A 20,766-nucleotide genomic window follows, 5' to 3' on the forward strand; every position below is an offset into this window, starting at 1 on the left:
GCCATTACCGTCACATGGCTAAACCGAAGCAATGAGCTCCGGCATAATGTCAAACAGATCGCCCACGATGCCATAGTCTGCAATTTGAAATATTGCCGCGTCAGGATCGCTATTGATCGCGACGATCACTTTAGAGTCTTTCATTCCCGCCAAATGTTGTATCGCGCCAGAAATACCGACAGCGATATACAATTCTGGAGCAACAATTTTCCCTGTTTGTCCTACCTGTAAGTCGTTAGAAACAAAACCCGCGTCAACAGCCGCCCGTGAAGCACCAACTGCACCACCAAGTTTATCAGCCAACTGTTCAACCAAGCCAAAACTGGCCTTGTCTCCTAGACCTCGTCCTCCCGATACCACAACCCGCGCAGAAGGCAGCTCTGGGCGCTCACTCACAGCCTTGTGTTCAGAGACAAATTCTGAGTAACGGCATGGCAAAGCAACGCTCAGGTTAATGACCGGGCATTTATTATCAATTGAAGTGCTCACGGCATTAAATGCCGAACTGCGAACCGTCATTACCTTGAGCGAGTCCAATGATTGCACTCGAGCCAAAGCATTCCCTGCATAAATCGGTCGCATGACCGTATCTGTCGACTCTACGCTGATCACATCAGACAGCTGACCGACATCAAGCAATGCTGCAGTCCGAGGTAGTATGTCCTTGCCGAAAGTCGTCGCTGGGGCCAGAAGGTGGGAAAAGCGGCCATTTTCTTGCTGGCAAATCTGCGCTATTGTCGCCGACACATTTTCCGACAGGTGGTGCCGATACTCAGGCGAGTCGACCACCATTACCTCATCGACTCCCTCCGCGCGACGTAAGGCATCGACCACCACTTGGCATTGAGAACCTATAACCAATACGCTTATCACGGCCTCTTGCCTGCCGCCAGCATGTTGTTGGATCTCACGAGCCGCAGACAAGGTGGTCAGTGTGTCGGCCGAAAGCCTGTCGTGTTCATGTTCTGCTATCACCAAAATGGTGTATTGGGTTGCCATAAGAAAGGCCTCCTAGATAGGGCTGCTCCGCCGGGATGCTGTTGTACCCCATCAGCGAATCATAGGCATCACATCGATTAGATCACTTTTTCTTCGTTTTTGAGTTTATCGATCAGCTCCGCCACACTCGCAACCAACACACCCGCTTTTCGAGTTGGTGGCGACACGATTTCAAGTACGTGTTGTCGCTGACTCACTTCCACCCCAAGATCCTGTGGCGTAATGACATCCAGCGGTTTCTTCTTGGCTTTCATTATATTGGGTAATGATGCATAGCGCGGCTCATTGAGTCGTAAATCGGTACTGATAATCGCGGGTAATTGGAGCTTTAGTGTTTCCAATCCGCCCTCCACCTCCCTTGTCACGACAACACATTCGCCCTCAATGGTCACCTTTGAAGCAAAAGTGGCTTGAGGCCGCTGACTTAACGCCGCGAGCATCTGTGCGACCTGATTATTATCGGTATCGATAGATTGTTTACCCAGTAGCGCCAATTGCGCGGATTCTTTAATCATCAAAGAGTGTAATAGTTTAGCCACCGTCAAGGGCTCTGGCGCACAGTCCACCTCAACATGAATCGCACGGTCCGCTCCTAACGCGAGAGCCGTTCTCAATTGCTCTTGACTGTCGTTCATCCCAACCGATACCACAACGATTTCAGAAACATGCCCAGCTTCTTTTAATCGTATGGCTTCTTCAACAGCAATTTCGCAAAAAGGATTGATCGTCATTTTGACATTGTTCGTTTCAACGCCAGTCCCATCGCCTTTAAGGCGAATTTTTGCGTACGGATCGACAACGCGTTTGATCGCTACTATTACTCTCATCACGGTCTCCTATTGACTAAAATGGAGTCAGCGCAAGCCTATTTATGATCTTAGTAAAGTTTACGTTTACGTCAACTGGACTATATTTACTAGTAATCGCCATTCTCATTAAGTGGATAGATAAAATGAACACTTCTAGCGAACCAGAAAGCTTATCGCCTTCCCCTCGTGAGAGCATGGAGTTTGATGTGGTAATTGTCGGGGCTGGACCTGCTGGCTTGGCGGCTGCGTGTCAGCTCGCTCTGCTTAATCAGCAAGAAACAGAACAACCGATTTCCATTTGCGTGGTAGAAAAAGGGGCTGAGGTCGGCGCACACATTCTCTCTGGTGCGCTATTTGAAACCAGTGCACTTGATGAACTGTTTCCCGACTGGCCAGCCATGGGAGCCCCCGTCACTACTTGTGTTACCGACGACCAGCTTCATTTCCTGACCACCAAGTACAACCATGTGGTTGTTCCTCGAGTGTTGACACCAAAGCCACTGCACAATAACCAGGAAAACTACATCATCAGCCTAGCAAACCTATGTCGCTGGCTTGCCACACAAGCAGAGCAGCTAGGGGTAGAAATATTCCCCGGCTTTGCTGCGAGCAGCATCAACTATGATGATAGTGGCGCTGTCACTGGCATTAACACCTCAGATATGGGGCTAGATAAAACAGGTCAAACCAAAGCCAATTTTGAGGCGGGTATAGAGCTTAAAGCGCGCTACACGATATTTGCCGAAGGTGCCCGAGGTCACCTAGGGAAGCAGCTGATTCAACGATTCCAACTGGATGCTGGAAAGCAGCCTCAACACTATGCGCTAGGCCTCAAAGAGATTTGGCAGCGACCCGAAAGCACAGACACCGAAGAAAAAACAGGTCAGGTCATTCATAATATCGGCTGGCCACTTTCCGAATCCAACACCTCCGGCGGCGGGTTTCTCTACCACATGGAAAACAACCAGATCGCGGTCGGTCTGATTGTCGATTTAAACTACAGTAATCCCCATCTCAATCCTTTCGAGGAATTTCAACGCTTCAAACATCATCCATCCATCGCTAGGCATCTTGATGGCTGCCAACGCATTGCCTATGGTGCAAGATCACTGGCAAAAGGCGGCTTGCATTCTTTACCCAAACAGCAATTCCCAGGCGGACTGTTGATCGGCTGTGACGCAGGTACACTCGATGGGGCAAAAATCAAAGGCTGTCATACGGCAATGAAATCAGGGATGCTCGCCGCCAAAGCAATATTTCAGCAGTGCCAATCTGGTCACTCCCACAATGAAGCTGATTATCAATCCTTGTTCGAAGCTTCGTGGCTGTATGATGAACTTGATCAGGCGAGAAACTTCCATGCAGCCGTCCATCAATACGGTAATGTATTAGGAGGGGCGTTGAATGTCATTGAGCATAACCTCTGGGTGCCGATATTGAAAAGTGCTACGCCGTGGCAAATTATTAACCCAACGGCCGATCACCTTTGCCTCAAAGAAGTGTCCGAGTGTGAACCCATGACCTACCACAAGCCTGATGGTATTTTGAGCTTTGATAAGCCTTCTTCTGTGTACTTATCTGGCACTCAACATCGGGAGAACCAACCTTGTCACCTTGTTTTGGCCGACAATACCATTCCCATTGAACAACACCTTGCTCGTTTTGATGAGCCTAGTCAGCGCTATTGCCCTGCCGGTGTTTATGAGGTTATCACCGTAGAGCAACAAAAAACGCTGCAAATCAACGCGGCCAACTGCCTGCATTGCAAGGCTTGTGATATTAAAGACCCATCGCAGAACATTCGCTGGCAACCACCAGAGGGTGGCGGTGGACCAAACTACCAAAACATGTGATGGTTCGATCGGATACAAAATCACGTAGCGCCAAACTGCGCCCGGTATTGTTTTGGGGAGACACCCACCAAACGTCGAAAGTGATGTCGCATGGTGATGGCATTGTCAAAACCTGATTGGCTCGCGAGCACCTCAATTGCGGTGTCACCGGACTCAAGCAGCCCTTTCGCCCGCTCAATACGCTGCTGTATCAGCCACTCTTTGGGGGATAAATCAAAGCTGGAGCGAAACTTTCTATCAAAGGTGCGCCGCGACATATTCGCCTTTTGTGCCAACTGTCCAACGTGTATTGCTTGTGTGATATTACGTTGCGCCCATTCAATAGCGTGTGAGAATTGATTCGGTACAGCTAATATCGGCGCTTCAACAAATTGCGATTGCCCGCCTAAACGATGTGAAGACACCACTAACCGTTTTGCGACTTGATTGGCCACCTGATAGCCAAAATCGCTACGGATCACCGCCAGACCAAGATCAAGCCCTGCTGCGCTTCCAGCCGAGCACCCTATTGTGCCGTCAAATACATACAACACATTGTTTTGATATTCGACATCAGGAAATCGTGAACGAAAAGCCTCTTCATAACGCCAATGCGTTGTCGCTTTGCGTTGGCTTAATAAACCAAGCTCAGCGAGTAAAAACGCGCCAGAACAAAAAGACAAGATGCGCTTCCCTTGCTGTGCAAATTGTTTGACTTGATATTCTAATGCCGCAGACACATGCCCCGCCGATGTTGGCCAACTTGGAACAATCAGCACATCGTAATCCTCTAAAGAAGAGACGGTTTTGGTCTGTAAAACCAGTCCGGCCAAGCTGTTTATGGCGCTCGATTCAAAGCTAACCACGTCAGTTTGATACCAGTTTTCAAATTCTGGTCGAGGCAACGCAAACAGCTCCGCGGCACACGCCATTTCAAACAAGGCCACTTGTGGGTGCGCTAAGATCGCTACAGCTATCATAAAAGTTCCTTTTTCGCGTACGCTTTGGCTTATTATTATCGAATATTGACCTTTAAGCCAGTGTTCGTTTTTTGTCCAGATGGCACACTATTTATGAATCTACATTGCAAAAAGGAAAGAGCATGACAAGCGCCGTATCACGAGTTTTGGCCGCACCAAGCCAGGAAGCATTGAGCCACTTTGAACAATTACTAAGATTTGAAACCGACTGTTGGGATGTGCATCACGCGCTAACCAATGGTCTGCAAGACTTTGTTTTGCTTGATGTGCGTGGCAGCTCTCTATATCAACAAGGTCACATTGAAGGGGCCATTAACATTCCTCACAGCCGCCTAAACCAAGGCAACCTCGCTTCGTTTACCAGTGACACCCTGTTTGTCGTGTATTGCGCCGGGCCACACTGCAATGCCACAGAAAAAGCAGCCATTCGTCTTGCGAAACTTGGCAGACCGGTAAAGAAAATGATTGGCGGTATAACGGGCTGGTTGGACGAAGGGTTTTCACTGAAACGGGAGAATGAAGCGTGAATATCGGTATCTATCTCTACGATGACGCTGAAGTACTCGACTTTTCCGGGCCATTTGAGGTGTTTAACACCGCGATTCGACTGTCTGATATTCAGTGGAACATTTTCTTTATCGCAGAAAAAAAGGCAATGATCACCGCACGTGGCGGGCTACAGTTATTGCCTCATTATGGCATTGACCAACATCCACCACTCGATCTCTTGTTTATCGTTGGCGGCGAACATAACGATCAGTTGAACAAAACTAACGTCATTGATTGGATTGGTGAGCAAGCCAGTACAACCAATTATGTTGCAACGGTTTGTACGGGGGCGTTTTTGCTTGCTCAAACCGGGTTACTGGATGGTCGATCAGTCACCACTCATTGGCAAGATATTTGCGCTTTAACAAACGACTTTCCAGCACTAAACGTGATGACAGGCAAACGCTGGGTCGAAGATGGTAAGTATATCAGTTCTGCTGGTATCTCAGCGGGTATCGACATGAGCCTACACTTAGTCTCTCGTTTTGTATCACAAGAGCTTGCCAACAAAACGGCCAAACAGATGGACTACGTGTGGTGTCGCTAGAAAATCAAGATCGGCGCGAGTCTCTATAAAGAAAAAGTGCTCAGTAGCATCAACCACAGAGCACTAATAAACCTTTGCCATTCAGGTTATTGCGGTTTTTTTGCCAGTACGGCATCAATGTCTTCTGGGCAATGGCGCTCCGGTACTTGCTCCCACTCTTCTCCCCAAGCTCGGTTTACAATACGACCTCGCTGAACCCCTGTTCTTTCCGAGATTTGTTTCGCCCAGCGCTGCACGTGAGTGTAACTTTCTACGTCTAAAAACTCAGCGGCATCATAAATATTGCCAAGAACAAGATTTCCGTACCAAGGCCAAATCGCAATGTCGGCAATGCTGTACTCATCGCCAGCGATAAACGCGTTGTCTGCCAGTTGCTTATCGAGCACATCAAGTTGACGTTTGGCTTCCATTGCAAAGCGGTTGATTGGGTACTCAAACTTCTCTGGCGCGTAGGCATAAAAGTGCCCAAATCCCCCCCCCAAATAAGGCGCAGAACCATGCAACCAAAATAGCCAGTTCATTACTTGAGTTCTTCTCACAACATCTTTAGGTAAGAAGTGTCCGAATTTCTCTGCCAAATAAACCAAAATTGAACCCGATTCGAACACATTCACTTCTTTCTCGTAAGAGTGATCGACTAACGCGGGGATCTTTGAATTTGGGTTAATCTCGACAAAACCGGAGGAGAACTGTTCGCCCTCACCGATGTTAATAAGATACGCATCGTATTCTGCCTCTTTGACCCCAAGAGCCAGCAGCTCTTCGAGCATGATGGTGACCTTCTGGCCATTCGGCGTAGCCAGTGAGTGCAGTTGCAAAGTATGAGCGCCAACTGGCAATTCTTTGTCATGCCTCGCGCCAGAGTCTGGTCGGTTAATACTCGCCCATTCACCGCCATTTTCATTGTCCATCGTCCAAACTTTCGGTGGGATATATTCGTTCGCCATTGCGCATCCTTTTCGTATCTGCTTTTGATTTTTCAAAACGGTATCGGGGCATTTCACGCAAATAAAAGCCCGCCCGACGTCAATTTCTTTACTTCCTACACTATAGATTGGATCACGCTAGAGTAAAAACAACCCTTAAGAGTATCCTCTTTTATTTTGGTGTGAGCTTGCCGTCAAGCACGTCAATTTGCGATCAGCAATCACCAAATATTGACTACGCTTTTTATATAATAACCAGACAGTTCGAGGCCGTCATGAAAAAGCAGTTACAAGTCGTGGTAACAGGAGGCCCTGGTGGCGGTAAAACGACCGCGCTGGATTTATTTCGCAGAGAACTGTGCGATAAAATCGCGGTCGTACCAGAGGCTGCTACTGTGCTCTTTTCCGGAGGGATCAAGCGCTGTGAAGACGAGCCAACAATTAAGATGGTTCAGAAAACCATTTTCCAACTGCAAAAAAATTTAGAAGACATCCACAAAACCCAATACCCAGCGAGACTAATTGTCTGCGATCGCGGCTCACTGGACGGGCTAGCCTACTGGCCTGGGACAGAAGAAGACTTTTTTGAAGAAGTGGGGTCTACGTTCGAGCAGGAAATCTCGCGCTATGATGCGGTGATTTTTTTTGAATCAGCCGCCGCGACCGGACAAGATATCAGCAGTAATAATCCACTTCGAAATGAATCCACCAGCCAAGCGGCCCTACTCGATAAAAAATTGCAGAAGGTTTGGTCTAGACACCCACAGTTCTACTTTGTTGGCAGCTCTGAGTCGTTTGTAAGAAAAATCACCTTTGGCATAATGACGTTAGAGAACGTGATAAACCGTTATCAAAGATCATAACGCTGTTTCATCGTTATTAAGCTTATCGTGGCAATTTTGCCAGCAGCTTTGAAGAGTGAGCCGAGGTTTATCATTCATTGCTCTTCGCAGCCTCGCAAAGCAAACCATGCGCCCGTGGACCTTTGGTGATGTTGAGGCCGACGTTGATATCGAATCTTATCGTCAGTCGCTCTGTACCCTGCTACGATTTTCAACGGCCTGAAGCAAGTCCAAGAGCTTCCTCTACTGGCTAAACGAAGAGATTTTCAACAATACGCTACAATTTGCCATCAAGTCGTCAATGTAAGTCGTTTTTGGACATTTGTGTGTTATATAACTAACGGGATTGTTGCAAAAAAATGTGGTAAGAGCACTTCAACCATTCGCTTTCCATTTCTAATTGAAAAACGGAATGGCTGAACTCAGTTCTCTGTATTTTTGGAAATAAGCCCCGTGAGGACTTTATGTAAACAAATCGATCTTCGGGTCGATTTGTTTTTGCGAGCGCTCTTGCACCCCATTTGACTTGTGCTAATTTAGATTTCATCTAATGGAAGTTTACATGTATTACGTTGAGTTAAATCAAGTGTCGCACCCTGTTAAGCTGTCTCCAAATACGATTGGAGGGGGGACGAAATTGCATAACACACGAAAGATGGCAAATTTATATCGTGAGTTCCTATTGAGTAAAAAGGTGATGCCCCTTGGTACTGAGTGAATTTTTAAGAGTGTATCTTGGGAGCAGTTTTTGGAGGCAAAGGTACTTTTCTTACTTACTCCTCAAATAGAGGCTCGGTCGTTAGAGGTGGTGAAGATGGAATATTTCTGTGAGAGCTCAATGGATTGCAATGGTTCCTATAACTTGTTGGTAAAAAGTCCTTCCGAGTATTTGTGCATCAACAAGCAGCGACAAATTGTTGCTGCTTTTGGGTTGGATAAGGTTGAGGTGACTGCATTGGTTGCTGAGCGCTAATCCAAGTCAATTGGCCTCAAATGTTTTTTGTACTTAGGGTACGAGGTGCACTCGAAAAATTTTCCCTTTTTAGACTTTTTCAGAGCCATATCGCTGTTGCATTCTGGGCAGAACGGATAAAGAGGTAGGTTATAGGTTTGATTAAAATACAGGGCTTAGTTATAGAGTGATATACGTCGCGCTAGGGGCGTTGCTATAAAACCTACGGGCACCTAATATAAGATGCGGAAACAATAATTAATAGCTGCAAAGACAATACGTTAAGCAGAAAAACACCAAGTAGATATTAGATAGCGAGTAAAAAATGATCGAATCCATCATCCAGTACTACGCAGAAACTACATACGTTATACCAACTGTATTAGCCATCGTTGTGGCTTGCGTTGTAAAACACATCATTGTTGATTTCAAAGAACTTGACTGAAGCGACCCACTTTGAACTGGCTGTTATCGATTATGATAGTAGCCACCCATATTCCATACAGGAAGATCGCCTAATGGAACGAGGGCGAAGCATGATTGCAACGTCATGGAGTAGTGAGGTAAAACGTAATAGCTATAATCGAGAAGAAGTGGTTGGAGACAGTCAGGGGGAGTAAGTATCGCGTGTTCTCAAAAGTGGTCGACAAACAAACGTCAGAAGTGAGGCTGCTAAAATCCCGCCAGTATCGACGTGCTGTTCATAGTGATGGTATCTTCTACGGACTAGTAAGGATCCCTAAAGTTGAATGTGAGCGTGCGTATAAAACTATGGTGGCTAATGAACAAGACGGATTTTGCGATGCAGCATCCCGTAGACAACGAAACTGCGCAGTAATTGGGTAATGGCGCGGAATCCTTAAAGACAGTATTACGAATCATAGTAGGATCAATGGAATGGAATGGTTAAATAAGAATATGGGTAGTGTAACACTTGTCGTTATAGCTGTGTCTATTCTTCTTGGAGTGTGCATGGCGGGGTCATCACGATTGTAGTTGGAAGGAAAATGGACAGAAGTGAGTTAGATTGAAAGATCTGATGCTCCTAGTGTTGATAACTAAAACTTATCAATCAGCTCTCAATTTCTTTGGATAGACGAAGGGCATCTTCCAACTCAATACCCAAATATTTGATGGTGTTTTTGATCTTTGCGTACCCTAGCAACAGCTGAATAGCTCAAATGTTTTTAGTCTGCTGGTAAATCAATGTAACTTTGGTTTGGCGTAGTGAATGAGTACCATAGAGATCAGGGTTATGACCTAAAGCGAGCGCCTAACTATAGGAGACTTTTTTCGTTATTGGCACAACTCCAATCGATGAAGCGAGTGCATAAATCGCACGCAGAATATACATGACAAGAACTAAGAGTTGGTTCTGACTCAAACTTTCTCTACTTGATGGAGGCGAAATGCTTTGGGAGAGCAGCCAAACCAACGCTTACAAGCACGATTGAAGTTACTAGGATTATGAAAACCAAGCCAATTTGATACGTGGTCAATGGGTAACGAGCTCATGGTTAAATAGTGATAACTGGTGACCATCATGACTTCATCTTTGATTTGCGTAAATGTCTTACCCTGCGCAGCTAACCTTCTTTTCATCGTCGCTAAGCTGCAATGCTGCTGCAATGCTAATCTATCGAGTGTAAATTCCTCATTACCTGCCAATAAACCTTGATAAATATTTTTGTAAACATCGCTCAACCACGGATCAATGTCACTATTATCACCCTGGAGCCATGACTCAAACAATGCTTGCACCGGAGCGCAAAACCTCCCCACCTTTCTTTGCCAATCTTGATCTGCCAACTCAATAAACGTCGTTTCAGCATTAAATGTTGCCATTACCCCAAATTCTTCGAGGTAGAGCTCTGAATGAATAGGTTGAGGAATTTGAACCGCCAGTTTCTTGGCAATTAATTTTTGGTTTGTTAGTTGTCGAAGCATTTGCCAAGTGGCCATTAATGCATCCTCATATTGCCAATGTTTGACCGTTGAACTATCGAAACCGAGCCGTAATCGACCAGCTGGCTGATCATATTGCATCTGTAAAATGGCTTCGAACTGGGGTGCGTAATGACACACCAGTTCAACTGCATGGCCTAAGCTTGGTGTGCTTCTCAACACAATATTAAAACTTCCAAAACTGTCGATGTTAAATCGATTACCAAGTCGAAACCCTGCATCAGCGTGTCCTGCCTTGAGCAGGCTCTCAATTGCAGAATGATGAATGTCTGTCAGTTCGACTAAAGTCAACGCCTTTCTGGCGATAAGCAAGGCATCCACTTCACGACTTAACTCGGTATGACATTGATAAGATTTAAATAATTCACTAAGGCTTTTTAGGGTATCTAAATTGTAATCATAAGCAATGCTTAGTTTACCCAATACACTGGACAAATTATCCATCATTTTAATCACCAAAAAATATGAGCTATAAAGACCATTTTGTACCAATGATATTAGCTATTCTTGCCACAGAAGTTAATCAATAGGAGAAAACAGTATGAAAGTCGCACTAGTTACAGGTGCATTCCAAGGTATTGGTTACGCTACTTGTGAATTATTATTGGAACAAGGCTATGCCATTGTTATGGCAGATGTTCAAGACTGCACAGAAAAAGCGACTGCCTTTACCCAAGCAGGTCATAAAGCGATTTCTGTCACGGTAAACCTTGCCGATAGCAGCTGCTTTTCAAAGGTGTCTAGCGTAATTGAAAGTGAATTTGGACATCTAGATGCTCTTATCAACAATGCGGCTATTTTAAAGGACTTTGGTATTGGTCCTATTGAGATGCAAGAAGAGATGTTACGTGAAGTATTGGAGATCAACCAGATCGGGCCTTTTTTACTCACTCAAACGCTCATTCCGCTGCTAAAGAAATCTTCAGCCCCTCGTATTGTTAACCTTTCGACTCAGGTTGCTCAATTAGAACAGTTAAGTGATATGAATTCACCGCTGAAAGATGATATTTGTGCCGCGTATCAAATGAGTAAAGTAGGTGTCAATGCCAATACAGTTTTGTTTGCAAAAGCACTTGAAGAGTTTAACGGCAAGGTCAACAGCTGTTGCCCTGGTTGGGTTGAAACCGATATGAATTTAGATGATCTGCCAGATTATGGTGACTCGCAAGACAGACCTAAGACGGTCAAAGAAGGCGCTGATACCTCAGTTTGGTTAGCCACTTTAGATGATAACGGCCCAACAGCGGGCTTTTTCACTGACCGTCAACGTATTAACTGGTAGGCACAATTATGACACAACAAGTAACAAAGAAAAGTGGCATGTTAATGGGTTCACCTATTGACGAAAAATACCTTCAAATGTCGACAAAACGTGATGAGTTAGTCCCAGTAACTCATGGCTACATTAACCGCCATAGCGGTAAAGCATTCAAGGTCAATAAAGGTCAAGTATTCAGAATCATCCAAGCAGATGGTCCTCAAATTGGTGATGTCTGGGTCTTTAACCAACACGACCGCTCTGAGCACTTTATGGGGCACACCACCTTTTTATATGAAGGCGCTTATTTAGGTCAGTACAGTCAACTGTGGTCATGTATGCCGCATGTTCGTCCTATGGCGACGATGCTTGTTGAACACTCTGGTAACCCAACACTTCCAGAAAACTTCCGCAACCATGTTGCATTAGGTGGGCATTGCACACAAGCTCAATGGGAAATGCTAAGCGGTGTGAAAGGTCATAACAGTTGTCACGATAATGGTATTCAGGCTGTGTCTGAATTTGGCATGGGCGAACAAGATATCATTCACGATAACTTTATGGTGTTTCAGCCAAGTTTCATCCAAGCTGATGGAAGTGGTGATAGTATGCCAAGCCAGAGTAATCCAGGTGATTTTGTAGAGTTTGTAGCTGATATGGATATATTAGTCGCTGTTTCTGCTTGCCCTGTTGGTGATTACTCAGTACCTATGACCGAACCTGAAAAGATTACTGCTAACGGATTAGCATATGAAGTATTAGAATGGCCTGATGCATAAGCACCTATCATTATTACCTCTTTATAAAAAAACGCATAACAAGGATTAAAAAGTATATGGAAATCAGCTTATGGTTAGCTTACGTTGGAGTCATTAGTTTACTCATTCTATCACCAGGGCCTGGTGCAATTTTGTGTTTACATCATGGAGTGAAGTTTGGAGCAGTGCATTCAATTCCAACTATATTAGGTGGATGTGCCGCTGCTCTATGCTTGATGTCATTGTCAGCGTTCGGGTTGGGTGTTTTACTTGCTGCATCTGTCAATGCATTTCTAGTTGTAAAACTCATCGGCGCCGCGTATTTAGTTTTCCTTGGCATCAGTATGTGGCGGGAAGGTGTTCAACAAGTCACTTTATCTGATTGCAATATGAATGGTGAAAATACCAAACATACACAAAATTTTAAGAAAGGGTTTATGGTTGGAATAAGTAATCCGAAGGACATTATCTTTTTTAGCGCCTTATTCCCCAACTTTATTTCCATGGCTCAGCCACAAACTCACCAATTTGTTATTTTAGCAATCACATGGTTTGTCATCGATTTTGCAGCTATGTTCCTATATTCAAGTATTGGCTTAAAAGTTTCCCCATGGTTTAGTTGCTCGAAAAAAATGCTAAGACTTAACCGATGTTTAGGCAGTTTTTTTATTACTATTGGTAGCACTTTGGCCATTTCAAGTAAATAAGCTCAAAGCGAATCTATTTGGCGCACGGAAAGGTCAATGACCAGAGTAAAGGCCCCGATGGCTATTTTGACATGCGGACCAGATTGACCTCTAGCGTGGTTTTAATGCAAGGTATAGTAATGTTGACTTAAGCGATTTACGCATGTATCGCGTACCAAAGGGGCAAGTCTTGCGTTTTTCCAGATATTACTTTTTGTATATCGAAACCAAGTCACTATCTGTATCTTATTTAGAAGCGTAACAAGTTTTGGGACATAAATGCGCTAAGAGCAAACAACAAAAAGGCAGCGAGATCGAATCTTCGCTGCCTTTTTAGTATCAGACTTTATTACTTTCCCACAATAGATATCGGAGAACAATAAATTTTGATCGACTTAATAGCGGATATGTTTATCGTAAGCTCTTCGCTTTTATAGTTTGATCAAATGTGAATTATCGTTCAGCTCGTTAGTTAGCGTAATGACAAAGTCGCTTGGTAGTTAGAGTAAGACAGAATCCCTTGGTGCTCACAATTATCACCAGTCCATCGAAACTCGCTAGTGAATAAAGGTAAGTCAACCAAATCGGTGGGCGGTTGATAAAACCTTCACTCGTTTCATTTCTTGATCCACAAAATGCAACTCACGCACACGATGTATCAAGCCAAGACAATAATTGCCTGGTAACAAGGGGATGATTAAGGAGTTCCATGTGGTGGATATTTTGTAAAGTTTCGGTCTGCGTAAATCGCAAGGCTCGCGATGAGTTGGCATTCTCCCCTAACGCACTTGTCAAAGGTACGAGTCCATCACCGACTAAATGATCAGCGATATAGTTGTGTGCTTTTTGAATTATTGAACCCACCGCATAGGTTTGTATATACGTCGGTAATGCGATAACTTGCGGTCGCTCAACTGGCGCAGTAAAACGACAGCTCGACTGCCAATCATCATCACGGATATAACCATAGCGAAGATCGGTCACACCAGCACTGCGTAACCGAGTGAGCTTTGAGAATGCAACGGTGTAAGGAACACGTTCCAGCATAGCAGAAAGTGTGTTGCCTGCACGCTCTAGTGGCGCTCCCTTATGGGGGGTACCCAAAAAGAATGCGTGCTTAACGCTCTTGTGCCAACTCAGGCCGAGTTTTTCGGCATAATACAATGCACTGCGTATCACTAAACCACCCATGCTATGCCCGATAAAGGTTAAATCGTCTATTGTCACTGGCCATTGATGTACAACTTGTTCTAACTGTACGGCCAGTGCCTGACCATTTTGTGAGACATGCAAACCACTGTTGTAGTGCAGGTGGAGGGGGGTATAGCCATGAGCGGATACAAGTGCTTCACTATGACTCTGCTGTTGAGCCAGTCCTTCCCAGTGAAGTGGACTAGAGCACAGACCGTGAACCATGAGCAGCACTTTATTAGTGGGGAGAACCACAGCAGAAACGTCGGTGGCATCTAATGGCTGTTTGCCGTAAAAAATGGTCATCGGCAATGCCAGAGGATTTCCATCAGCGACAAAGCGATCACCTATGATCCCATTTAAAAAAGATAAGGTTGCCAATCGTTGGGGATCGTATGCGTCACGACTATCAATAGATTTAATCCGTGTTTCGTTATAAGCAAAAAGCTTATCTACCCCGCTACCGACTACATTCGTTGTACCATAGATCAGTCTGTATATGCTGCCCGTTAGCCCACGACACTTACGTGACGAGGGGCCATGAGGCATGCCCAAGGTAGTATAAACCGCTTGGTGAACACCTTCTGTCACCTCAGTAATATCAAGGGTGAGCTGATGAACAACTTTACTCAGACCTCGTAAGTCAGATCCACGTAGTTTCGTAATCCCCTTAATTGCGGCATATTTAGGCATAAACGTTCCTCCAAGAATCGTTTAAGTCTAACACTTAACACGTTGGTTGCAGTGTCATCTCAATCACAACTGGACAGTACTTATTTAATACTCAAGCATATGGGTAACTGAAAATCTTCGAATAAGTCACGTAACTCAGCTTTGCAACGCGCTGCATGAGATTCCCTTTTTCAAGGGAATGACGGTGATTTTGGGATGGTTTGAAACACCGAATGGGCACTTCTGAGTTACAAAGCGCCGACGGTGAGGGCTCTCGACAAAAACGGACTTCAAGTTGGCCTCGTGAATGTCCGGAAATGGCACAGAATTACCGCTTTTAGCAACTAAATCTCTACTACGTTGCCCCCTGATAGTGATAAAATCTCCGCATCAGAATTACCGAGAAACTCTATGTTTATCCACCACGTTAACGGCATCGACTGGCTGGTGATTACAGCTTTTGAAGAACTAAAAACCATGTTTATCGAAGAAGCCGGTGAAATCCCTTCTTGCTTCTCTACCGCCAGCGAATTGAGCCTGATTGATCAAGCAAAGCGCACATATGGATATTTGCCTACACTTAGCGGCGTAATCACCGATACCGGCACTTTTCAAAGCCTGAGCAACTCGGAAGATTTGAACCCACAGCTTGCCTGCTTAGTTGAGGGGCGTGGTCGGGTGTTTATCTATCATGGCGGCTTTGTGGCTTTTGTGGATGACGAGCAAACCTTTATTACCCGAATGGACTGAAAATTATTCAGTAAGTTGAATTCGGCGAATTGGCATTCCTAGCAAGGAAATGGAGCAAAAGTGTTTTACGCTCTTTGCGTTGAAACCCACCCCTAAACCGAACCAAGTCACGAACGTAGTTAAACGAGTACAATGCTCGTGCTCGTTAGATTCCTGTCTTCGCGGGAATGACAATATTTGAGCGTACGTCTTTTTTAGCTTGAGTATTTACGGTAAGTAACTCCGAAATAGGGGGAACGTTAAGCCAGTACGAACGCTATGAAGAAGCGATTATCGTTCTGGCTCAAAGAGAAATTAACGAAGACACTGCCAAGCTTCGCTACAACAGAAAACTACTCGTTGAAGGCTTGATGATAGCTCACTTCACCTTTTGGTATTGCTACTTCATCAGCGCGTAATGACTGAACCATAAAATATTCACAAGGCACCCCTGGCAAAGTTAAATTACCATGGGATTCAAAGCCAAAGCGACGGTAATATTCTGGGTCTCCAAGCAAAACTATGCCTTCTGCACCCTGTTTTCTTATCTGCTCTATTACCTTCTTGATTAACTGACCGCCAATACCTTCTCTTTGACGTTCTGGAGCGACAGACACCGGACCTAGCCCATACCAATTCGATACCGCGTTATCGATCGCCACTGGTGATAGGGCGATGTGTCCAACAATGCCTGTTTCATCTTCGGCTACCAATGATAATGTCAACGCGCCGCTATCACGAAGTCTATTGACGATCTCATGCTCTGTAGGTTTTGCGCCAGGTGCATGATGAGGATGATTTTCAAACGCTTTATAGGTCAGCTCTTCAATTGCTCTACTATCAGTATGGGTTTCTGCTCTAATGTTCATTTTCGCCCTTAACTAGGTTCCGTTACTTTTGTGAATGGCAGACTTTAAACTATAAAGCTATAGTCAGGTCAATGCTTAAATTCAAGGTACTGAGGCGAATGACGATTTCAGATGCACACACTGGGTGAGCATAAGACCAAGACGGCTGCTTTTTGGTATTTAAGTGTCAAATGGTGCTGTATGAGCTTACTTTTTTCGAGTGAAGAGAGCATTCATCTAATGTAGCGACACTTCTTATGGGGGGTTAGTCGCTATGGAGCGTGTTTACGACTAAGCCATAGAAAAGCAAAAAGCCGCTATTAAATAGCGGCTTTTCTAATGTGGTTGCAAGCAACATATAAATTTATAGTGACAATCATACTAAACATGGTAAGTATTTAATTTAATAGGAAAAAGTATGCTAATTCTTTTAGTACATATTTGATTACACATACTAGATGGCGGTAAACGTATATAAACACCTCAAATGTCTCTCATAACATATTGAAGCCTAACTCACTTTGAGTTATTTAATTGTATCAACATTAAAACAATGCTGCTCGATGTTTCCCGCCATTGCGTTTATCAGATTCTTGGTCGCCATCATAGCCATGTTGTATCGAGTATCATGCGTTGCAGAACCTATATGAGGTAATAATGTCACGTTCTTCATAGTGATTAGGGGTGACTCAACAGGTAAAGGCTCAACCTCGAAAACATCCAGTCCCGCAGAGTAGATATCGCGCTCTTCTAATGCGGCAACAAGCGCCTTTTCATTCACCACTTTTCCTCGAGAGATGTTGACAAATATCGCCGAGGACTTCATTTTCTGAAACTCATCACGACCAATAAAATGGTGAGTTTGCTCATTATATGGCAACAATACACAAATGAAATCTGAGTTAATGAGCAAGGTATCTAGATCAACCTTTAGAGCGGAGCTTTGTTGCTCAGCTTGCTTATTTTGAGAGCGGTTATAATACATAACTTTCATATTGAAACCGGCGTGAGCTCTTTTGGCTACAGCTTGGCCAATTCGCCCCATACCTATAATGCCAAGTGTTTTCCCATGTATATCAAAACCAAAGTGATCGGGAGTGATGCTAGACCTCCACAACCCCAAACGCACCAAATCAGACATTTCTACTGCACGCCTAGCAGACATCAACATTAGTAACATCGCGGTATCCGCAGTCGTTTCCGTGACAGCCCCCGGAGTGTGCATCAGTGGGATTCTTCTTTGATTTAGTGCTGGGATATCAAATCGATCAACCCCTACTGAAATGGTAGAGATGGCTCGAAGTATCGGTGCATGTGCAAGGGTACTTTCGCTCAAAGTGACACTCGCACCAAGAATACCCTCAGCATCTTTCAGCTCAGTTAAAAACGACTCGTTTACCGTTTTTAGATCTGGTAAATAGCAGACGTCATGATGTGAACGTAACAGTTCTAGCGCCTCTTTAGGTAGGGCTTTGTACACTACAACTTTAGACAAGGGTCGCTCCTTGCATTCTCAAGAGCTGTTCTCGGTTCATAAGCGATTCGTTATCTCCACGCACGGTTAACGCTGTTGCCCCAAAAAGCGTGGCTCGCCCGATAGCTTGTTGCAAATCTAGGTTCTCGAGTAAAGCTGAAACACAACCAACGGCAAAAGCATCCCCTGCCCCGACCGTATCAACAATATGACGGACTTCGACAGCATCGATATAGCCTTCACCACGTGTTTTGTCATGATAATAGGCGCCATTTTCGCCTAATTTGATCACCACCAAAGTAACGTTGGAAGAGCTTAAGTAGAATTGTGCTATCTCTTCAGGTGTTTCGAAACCAGTTAATAAGCACCCCTCTGATAGACCCGGAAGAACAATATTACACCGCATGGCCATATCATTAAGTGCGCTTACCATATCTTGTTCACTCGTCCAAAGTGCGGGCCTTATGTTCGGATCAAAAGAAATTGACGCGCCTGATCTTTGAGCTCGTGAAACTAAATCGTGGCAGAGTTCATTTGTATGAGGTGACAAAGCTAATGAAATGCCCGTTACGTGCAGGTGGCTATCACTTTCAATGACCACGTCAGAAAAGTCATGGCAATGCATGCTACTCGCCGCCGAGTTTTTTCTTAAATAATCAACCGCCGGGTCGCTACCATCTTGAGACAAAGCTTTAACGACCATTCCCGTTGAATGAGAGGAGGAAGAGGTAATGTATCTCGTATCGACTCCCTCATTCTCTAACGTATCTACAATAAACCGCCCAAAGCAGTCAGTACCGACTTTACTTAGATAGTATGTGTGAAACCCTAACCGAGCCATTCCAATAGCCACGTTGGCCTCTGCACCGGCAAGGCTTCGAGTAAACCCATCAACAGTATTTAACGAGCCTGACTGGATGGCGCTTAATAGCGCCATAGGTTCACCAATAGTAAAAAACGATTTCATGGAATGAGCCTAGTTAAGCAGTATTGCTGGCACAAACATTGTCAGCAATAACGTAAGCAGAATAACAGCGAGATATGGAATTACCGCTTTGAATGACCGATCAACAGGTAAGTCTCCGATTGTGCTAGAGATCAGCAGGCATAAACCATAAGGCGGCGTTACTAGACCCATCGATAAGGTGATAATGACAATGATACCAAGCTGAACTGGGTCAATGCCCATCGATAATGCAACTGGGTAGATAACAGGCACAAACAACACCATAGCAGGTATTGCATCCATGAAAGTCCCAATGAATAAAAAGAAAACAACAATGAGTAATAAGAACACATAAGTACTATCTTCAAAGTCACTAAAAAAGCCAGCCACAATACTATTGATATTGTAATAACCTAAGAACTCGCCAAGTGCTGATGCCATAGCTAGGGCAAACAACGATAAGCAACTTAACTTTAAGGTTTCACTAAAGATAACGCCCAAATCTCGCAATGAGATAGAACGGTAGTAAAAGTAACTCAACAAGAATGCATAGATGGCAGCAAATGCAGCTGCTTCTGTTGGAGTAAAGACTCCAAATACGATACCACCTATAATGATAAGGGGAGTGATCATTGCTGGTATCGCATCTTTGGCTAAAGTAATGAATTCAGCGCGCGATATTCTATCAGCAACGGGAAGATTGTCTCGTTTCGCTAGGTACCAGATAACCAGCAACATCCCTAAACCAATTAATAGCCCGGGAATTAAACCTCCAATGAATAGCGCGCCAACGGAAGTATTGGTAAGCCCGCCATAAATCACCATAACGATGCTTGGTGGAATGATAGATCCAATAGTTGATGAAGCTGCCGTAACACCAACAGCGAGTTCCTTGCTATAACCTTTCTCGATCATGTTAGGAATAAGGACTTTACCCACACCCGCTGTATCAGCGGTCGAAGAGCCACTAACGCCTGCAAACAGCATTGAGACCACCACATTAGCGTGCCCTAAGCCACCAGGTCTTCTACCCACTAATGCAACCGAAAAATCAATAAGTCGGCGGGAAATATTGCCATGGTTCATTAAGTTTGCGGTCAGTACAAACAGTGGTACAGCCAATAATACGTATGAGTTTAGCCCGTAGAACATTTTCATCGGTATCATAGTATTAGGGGTGCCAGCCATTGTAGATATGCCTGCCAAAGCAGAAATCCCGATAGAGAAGGCAATCGGAACTCCAATAAAAATCAATCCGATAAACAATATCGTAACCAATGCTAGTTCCATAGCAAAGTACCTCTTCCAATTAACACTACACTTTCTTTTACTATGTTTTCAACTAGGTATATGGCGGATGTCATGAATGTGATTGGTAATACCAACCATACATATCCTTGTTTTAACTCTGGCAATGAAATCCAGCGTGAATTCCAAAATGTCTCAGTTATCTCAATCGAGTAAATCGAACAAAGTACACAAAACACCAACATAATGATGTTTTGTAAGATAATGAGGAGCGAACGTTTTTTTCCTTCTAGCTTTGCCGTCAACCCAGAAAAGCTAAAATGTTCTTTTTCTTTGACCATGACCGCTGCGCCTAAGAACATAGCCCAAATAAAGGAATTAACGGCCAGCTCTTCAGACCAAATAACAGATATGCCAAAGTGCCTTGAACCTACTTGGATCAATGTTGATACTAGGAACACAATGAGACAGCCAATGCCAATCGTAATTTGTAATCTAGAGATGAAAGTGGTGATGTTATTCATAAAGGGATCTCATGAACAGTGCTTGATAGCA

Annotated in this window: 22 protein-coding genes and 2 pseudogenes; 11 read left to right on the forward strand and 13 right to left on the reverse strand. The window is 44.4% G+C overall.

The window, feature by feature from the left end:
- Positions 1–18 precede the first annotated feature (18 nt).
- Complete coding sequence (locus tag LNL84_RS01525; protein ID WP_244354602.1) at positions 19–999, reverse strand: electron transfer flavoprotein subunit alpha/FixB family protein; 981 nt, start codon at positions 997–999, stop codon at positions 19–21.
- 77 nt (positions 1,000–1,076) lie between these two features.
- On the reverse strand, positions 1,077–1,826 hold the full coding sequence (locus LNL84_RS01530; protein WP_244354605.1) for an electron transfer flavoprotein subunit beta/FixA family protein: 750 nt from the start codon (positions 1,824–1,826) through the stop codon (positions 1,077–1,079).
- A gap of 176 nt (positions 1,827–2,002) precedes the next feature.
- On the opposite strand from LNL84_RS01530, the gene LNL84_RS01535 reads away from it, so the two are divergent.
- The gene (locus LNL84_RS01535) at positions 2,003–3,661 is read left to right on the forward strand and encodes an electron transfer flavoprotein-ubiquinone oxidoreductase (RefSeq protein ID WP_244354838.1); all 1,659 of its coding nucleotides are present in this window, start codon (positions 2,003–2,005) and stop codon (positions 3,659–3,661) included.
- A 20-nt stretch (positions 3,662–3,681) separates the two neighbouring features.
- Here the strand turns inward: LNL84_RS01535 and LNL84_RS01540 are convergent, their stop codons facing one another.
- The gene (locus LNL84_RS01540; protein ID WP_244354608.1) at positions 3,682–4,620 is read right to left on the reverse strand and encodes a helix-turn-helix domain-containing protein; all 939 of its coding nucleotides are present in this window, start codon (positions 4,618–4,620) and stop codon (positions 3,682–3,684) included.
- 122 nt (positions 4,621–4,742) lie between these two features.
- Here LNL84_RS01540 and LNL84_RS01545 point away from each other — a divergent pair, with 122 nt between their 5' ends.
- Positions 4,743–5,147, forward strand: a complete 405-nt coding sequence (locus LNL84_RS01545; RefSeq protein ID WP_244354611.1) for a rhodanese-like domain-containing protein — start codon at positions 4,743–4,745, stop codon at positions 5,145–5,147.
- Positions 5,144–5,716: a DJ-1/PfpI family protein gene (locus LNL84_RS01550; protein WP_244354614.1), complete on the forward strand. Its 573-nt coding sequence runs from the start codon at positions 5,144–5,146 to the stop codon at positions 5,714–5,716. The genes LNL84_RS01545 and LNL84_RS01550 overlap by 4 nt, the downstream gene beginning before the upstream one ends.
- Positions 5,717–5,802: 86 nt before the next feature.
- Here LNL84_RS01550 and yghU read toward each other — a convergent pair whose 3' ends face one another.
- Positions 5,803–6,663, reverse strand: a complete 861-nt coding sequence (gene yghU, locus LNL84_RS01555) for a glutathione-dependent disulfide-bond oxidoreductase (RefSeq protein ID WP_244354617.1) — start codon at positions 6,661–6,663, stop codon at positions 5,803–5,805.
- Between the two features lie 254 nt (positions 6,664–6,917).
- On the opposite strand from yghU, the gene LNL84_RS01560 reads away from it, so the two are divergent.
- Positions 6,918–7,505 carry an AAA family ATPase gene (locus tag LNL84_RS01560; RefSeq protein ID WP_244354620.1) on the forward strand — a complete coding sequence of 196 codons (588 nt, stop codon included), beginning with the start codon at positions 6,918–6,920 and terminating at the stop codon, positions 7,503–7,505.
- A gap of 793 nt (positions 7,506–8,298) precedes the next feature.
- Entirely contained in the window at positions 8,299–8,457 is a 159-nt protein-coding gene (locus LNL84_RS01565; protein ID WP_244354624.1) for a hypothetical protein, read from the forward strand.
- Here LNL84_RS01565 and LNL84_RS19790 read toward each other — a convergent pair.
- Positions 8,454–8,609, reverse strand: a complete 156-nt coding sequence (locus LNL84_RS19790; RefSeq protein ID WP_425244278.1) for a topoisomerase DNA-binding C4 zinc finger domain-containing protein — start codon at positions 8,607–8,609, stop codon at positions 8,454–8,456. The two genes, LNL84_RS01565 and LNL84_RS19790, sit on opposite strands and share 4 nt — an antisense overlap.
- A gap of 264 nt (positions 8,610–8,873) precedes the next feature.
- Between LNL84_RS19790 and LNL84_RS01570 the strand changes: the two genes are divergently transcribed.
- The gene (locus LNL84_RS01570) at positions 8,874–9,056 is read left to right on the forward strand and encodes a hypothetical protein (protein ID WP_244354626.1); all 183 of its coding nucleotides are present in this window, start codon (positions 8,874–8,876) and stop codon (positions 9,054–9,056) included.
- A 452-nt stretch (positions 9,057–9,508) separates the two neighbouring features.
- Here LNL84_RS01570 and LNL84_RS01575 read toward each other — a convergent pair.
- Both LNL84_RS01575 and LNL84_RS01580 read right to left on the reverse strand, forming a co-directional pair.
- Positions 9,509–9,700, reverse strand: a pseudogene (locus tag LNL84_RS01575) (integrase); the annotation flags it as partial.
- A 116-nt stretch (positions 9,701–9,816) separates the two neighbouring features.
- The gene (locus tag LNL84_RS01580) at positions 9,817–10,848 is read right to left on the reverse strand and encodes an AraC family transcriptional regulator (RefSeq protein ID WP_244354629.1); all 1,032 of its coding nucleotides are present in this window, start codon (positions 10,846–10,848) and stop codon (positions 9,817–9,819) included.
- A gap of 94 nt (positions 10,849–10,942) precedes the next feature.
- Here LNL84_RS01580 and LNL84_RS01585 point away from each other — a divergent pair, with 94 nt between their 5' ends.
- The 4 genes and pseudogenes from LNL84_RS01585 to LNL84_RS01600 form a co-directional block, all read left to right on the forward strand.
- Positions 10,943–11,683, forward strand: a complete 741-nt coding sequence (locus LNL84_RS01585) for an SDR family NAD(P)-dependent oxidoreductase (protein ID WP_244354632.1) — start codon at positions 10,943–10,945, stop codon at positions 11,681–11,683.
- Between the two features lie 8 nt (positions 11,684–11,691).
- Positions 11,692–12,438: a DUF1989 domain-containing protein gene (locus tag LNL84_RS01590; protein WP_244354634.1), complete on the forward strand. Its 747-nt coding sequence runs from the start codon at positions 11,692–11,694 to the stop codon at positions 12,436–12,438.
- Positions 12,439–12,494: 56 nt separating this feature from the next.
- Entirely contained in the window at positions 12,495–13,124 is a 630-nt protein-coding gene (locus LNL84_RS01595; RefSeq protein ID WP_244354636.1) for a LysE family translocator, read from the forward strand.
- Between the two features lie 12 nt (positions 13,125–13,136).
- A pseudogene (locus tag LNL84_RS01600) lies at positions 13,137–13,255 on the forward strand (DUF3429 domain-containing protein); the annotation flags it as partial.
- 490 nt (positions 13,256–13,745) lie between these two features.
- Here the strand turns inward: LNL84_RS01600 and LNL84_RS01605 are convergent.
- Entirely contained in the window at positions 13,746–14,987 is a 1,242-nt protein-coding gene (locus LNL84_RS01605; RefSeq protein ID WP_244354637.1) for an esterase/lipase family protein, read from the reverse strand.
- 390 nt (positions 14,988–15,377) lie between these two features.
- On the opposite strand from LNL84_RS01605, the gene LNL84_RS01610 reads away from it, so the two are divergent.
- Positions 15,378–15,716 carry a cytosolic protein gene (locus LNL84_RS01610; RefSeq protein ID WP_244354639.1) on the forward strand — a complete coding sequence of 113 codons (339 nt, stop codon included), beginning with the start codon at positions 15,378–15,380 and terminating at the stop codon, positions 15,714–15,716.
- Between the two features lie 332 nt (positions 15,717–16,048).
- Here LNL84_RS01610 and LNL84_RS01615 read toward each other — a convergent pair whose 3' ends face one another.
- The 5 genes from LNL84_RS01615 to LNL84_RS01635 all read right to left on the reverse strand — a co-directional run bounded on the left by LNL84_RS01615 (position 16,049) and on the right by LNL84_RS01635 (position 20,735).
- Entirely contained in the window at positions 16,049–16,564 is a 516-nt protein-coding gene (locus tag LNL84_RS01615; RefSeq protein ID WP_244354641.1) for a GNAT family N-acetyltransferase, read from the reverse strand.
- 505 nt (positions 16,565–17,069) lie between these two features.
- Positions 17,070–18,038 carry a 2-hydroxyacid dehydrogenase gene (locus LNL84_RS01620; RefSeq protein ID WP_244354643.1) on the reverse strand — a complete coding sequence of 323 codons (969 nt, stop codon included), beginning with the start codon at positions 18,036–18,038 and terminating at the stop codon, positions 17,070–17,072.
- Positions 18,031–18,984 (reverse strand): sugar kinase, encoded by a 954-nt coding sequence (locus tag LNL84_RS01625; protein WP_244354645.1) that lies wholly within the window; start codon positions 18,982–18,984, stop codon positions 18,031–18,033. The genes LNL84_RS01620 and LNL84_RS01625 overlap by 8 nt, the downstream gene beginning before the upstream one ends.
- A 9-nt stretch (positions 18,985–18,993) precedes the next feature.
- Positions 18,994–20,253, reverse strand: a complete 1,260-nt coding sequence (locus LNL84_RS01630) for a TRAP transporter large permease (RefSeq protein ID WP_244354646.1) — start codon at positions 20,251–20,253, stop codon at positions 18,994–18,996.
- Positions 20,244–20,735 carry a TRAP transporter small permease gene (locus LNL84_RS01635; RefSeq protein ID WP_244354647.1) on the reverse strand — a complete coding sequence of 164 codons (492 nt, stop codon included), beginning with the start codon at positions 20,733–20,735 and terminating at the stop codon, positions 20,244–20,246. The genes LNL84_RS01630 and LNL84_RS01635 overlap by 10 nt, the downstream gene beginning before the upstream one ends.
- Between the last annotated feature and the right edge of the window lie 31 nt (positions 20,736–20,766).

The organism is Vibrio gelatinilyticus, assembly GCF_022836845.1.
Taxonomy (GTDB): Bacteria; Pseudomonadota; Gammaproteobacteria; order Enterobacterales; family Vibrionaceae; genus Vibrio; species Vibrio gelatinilyticus.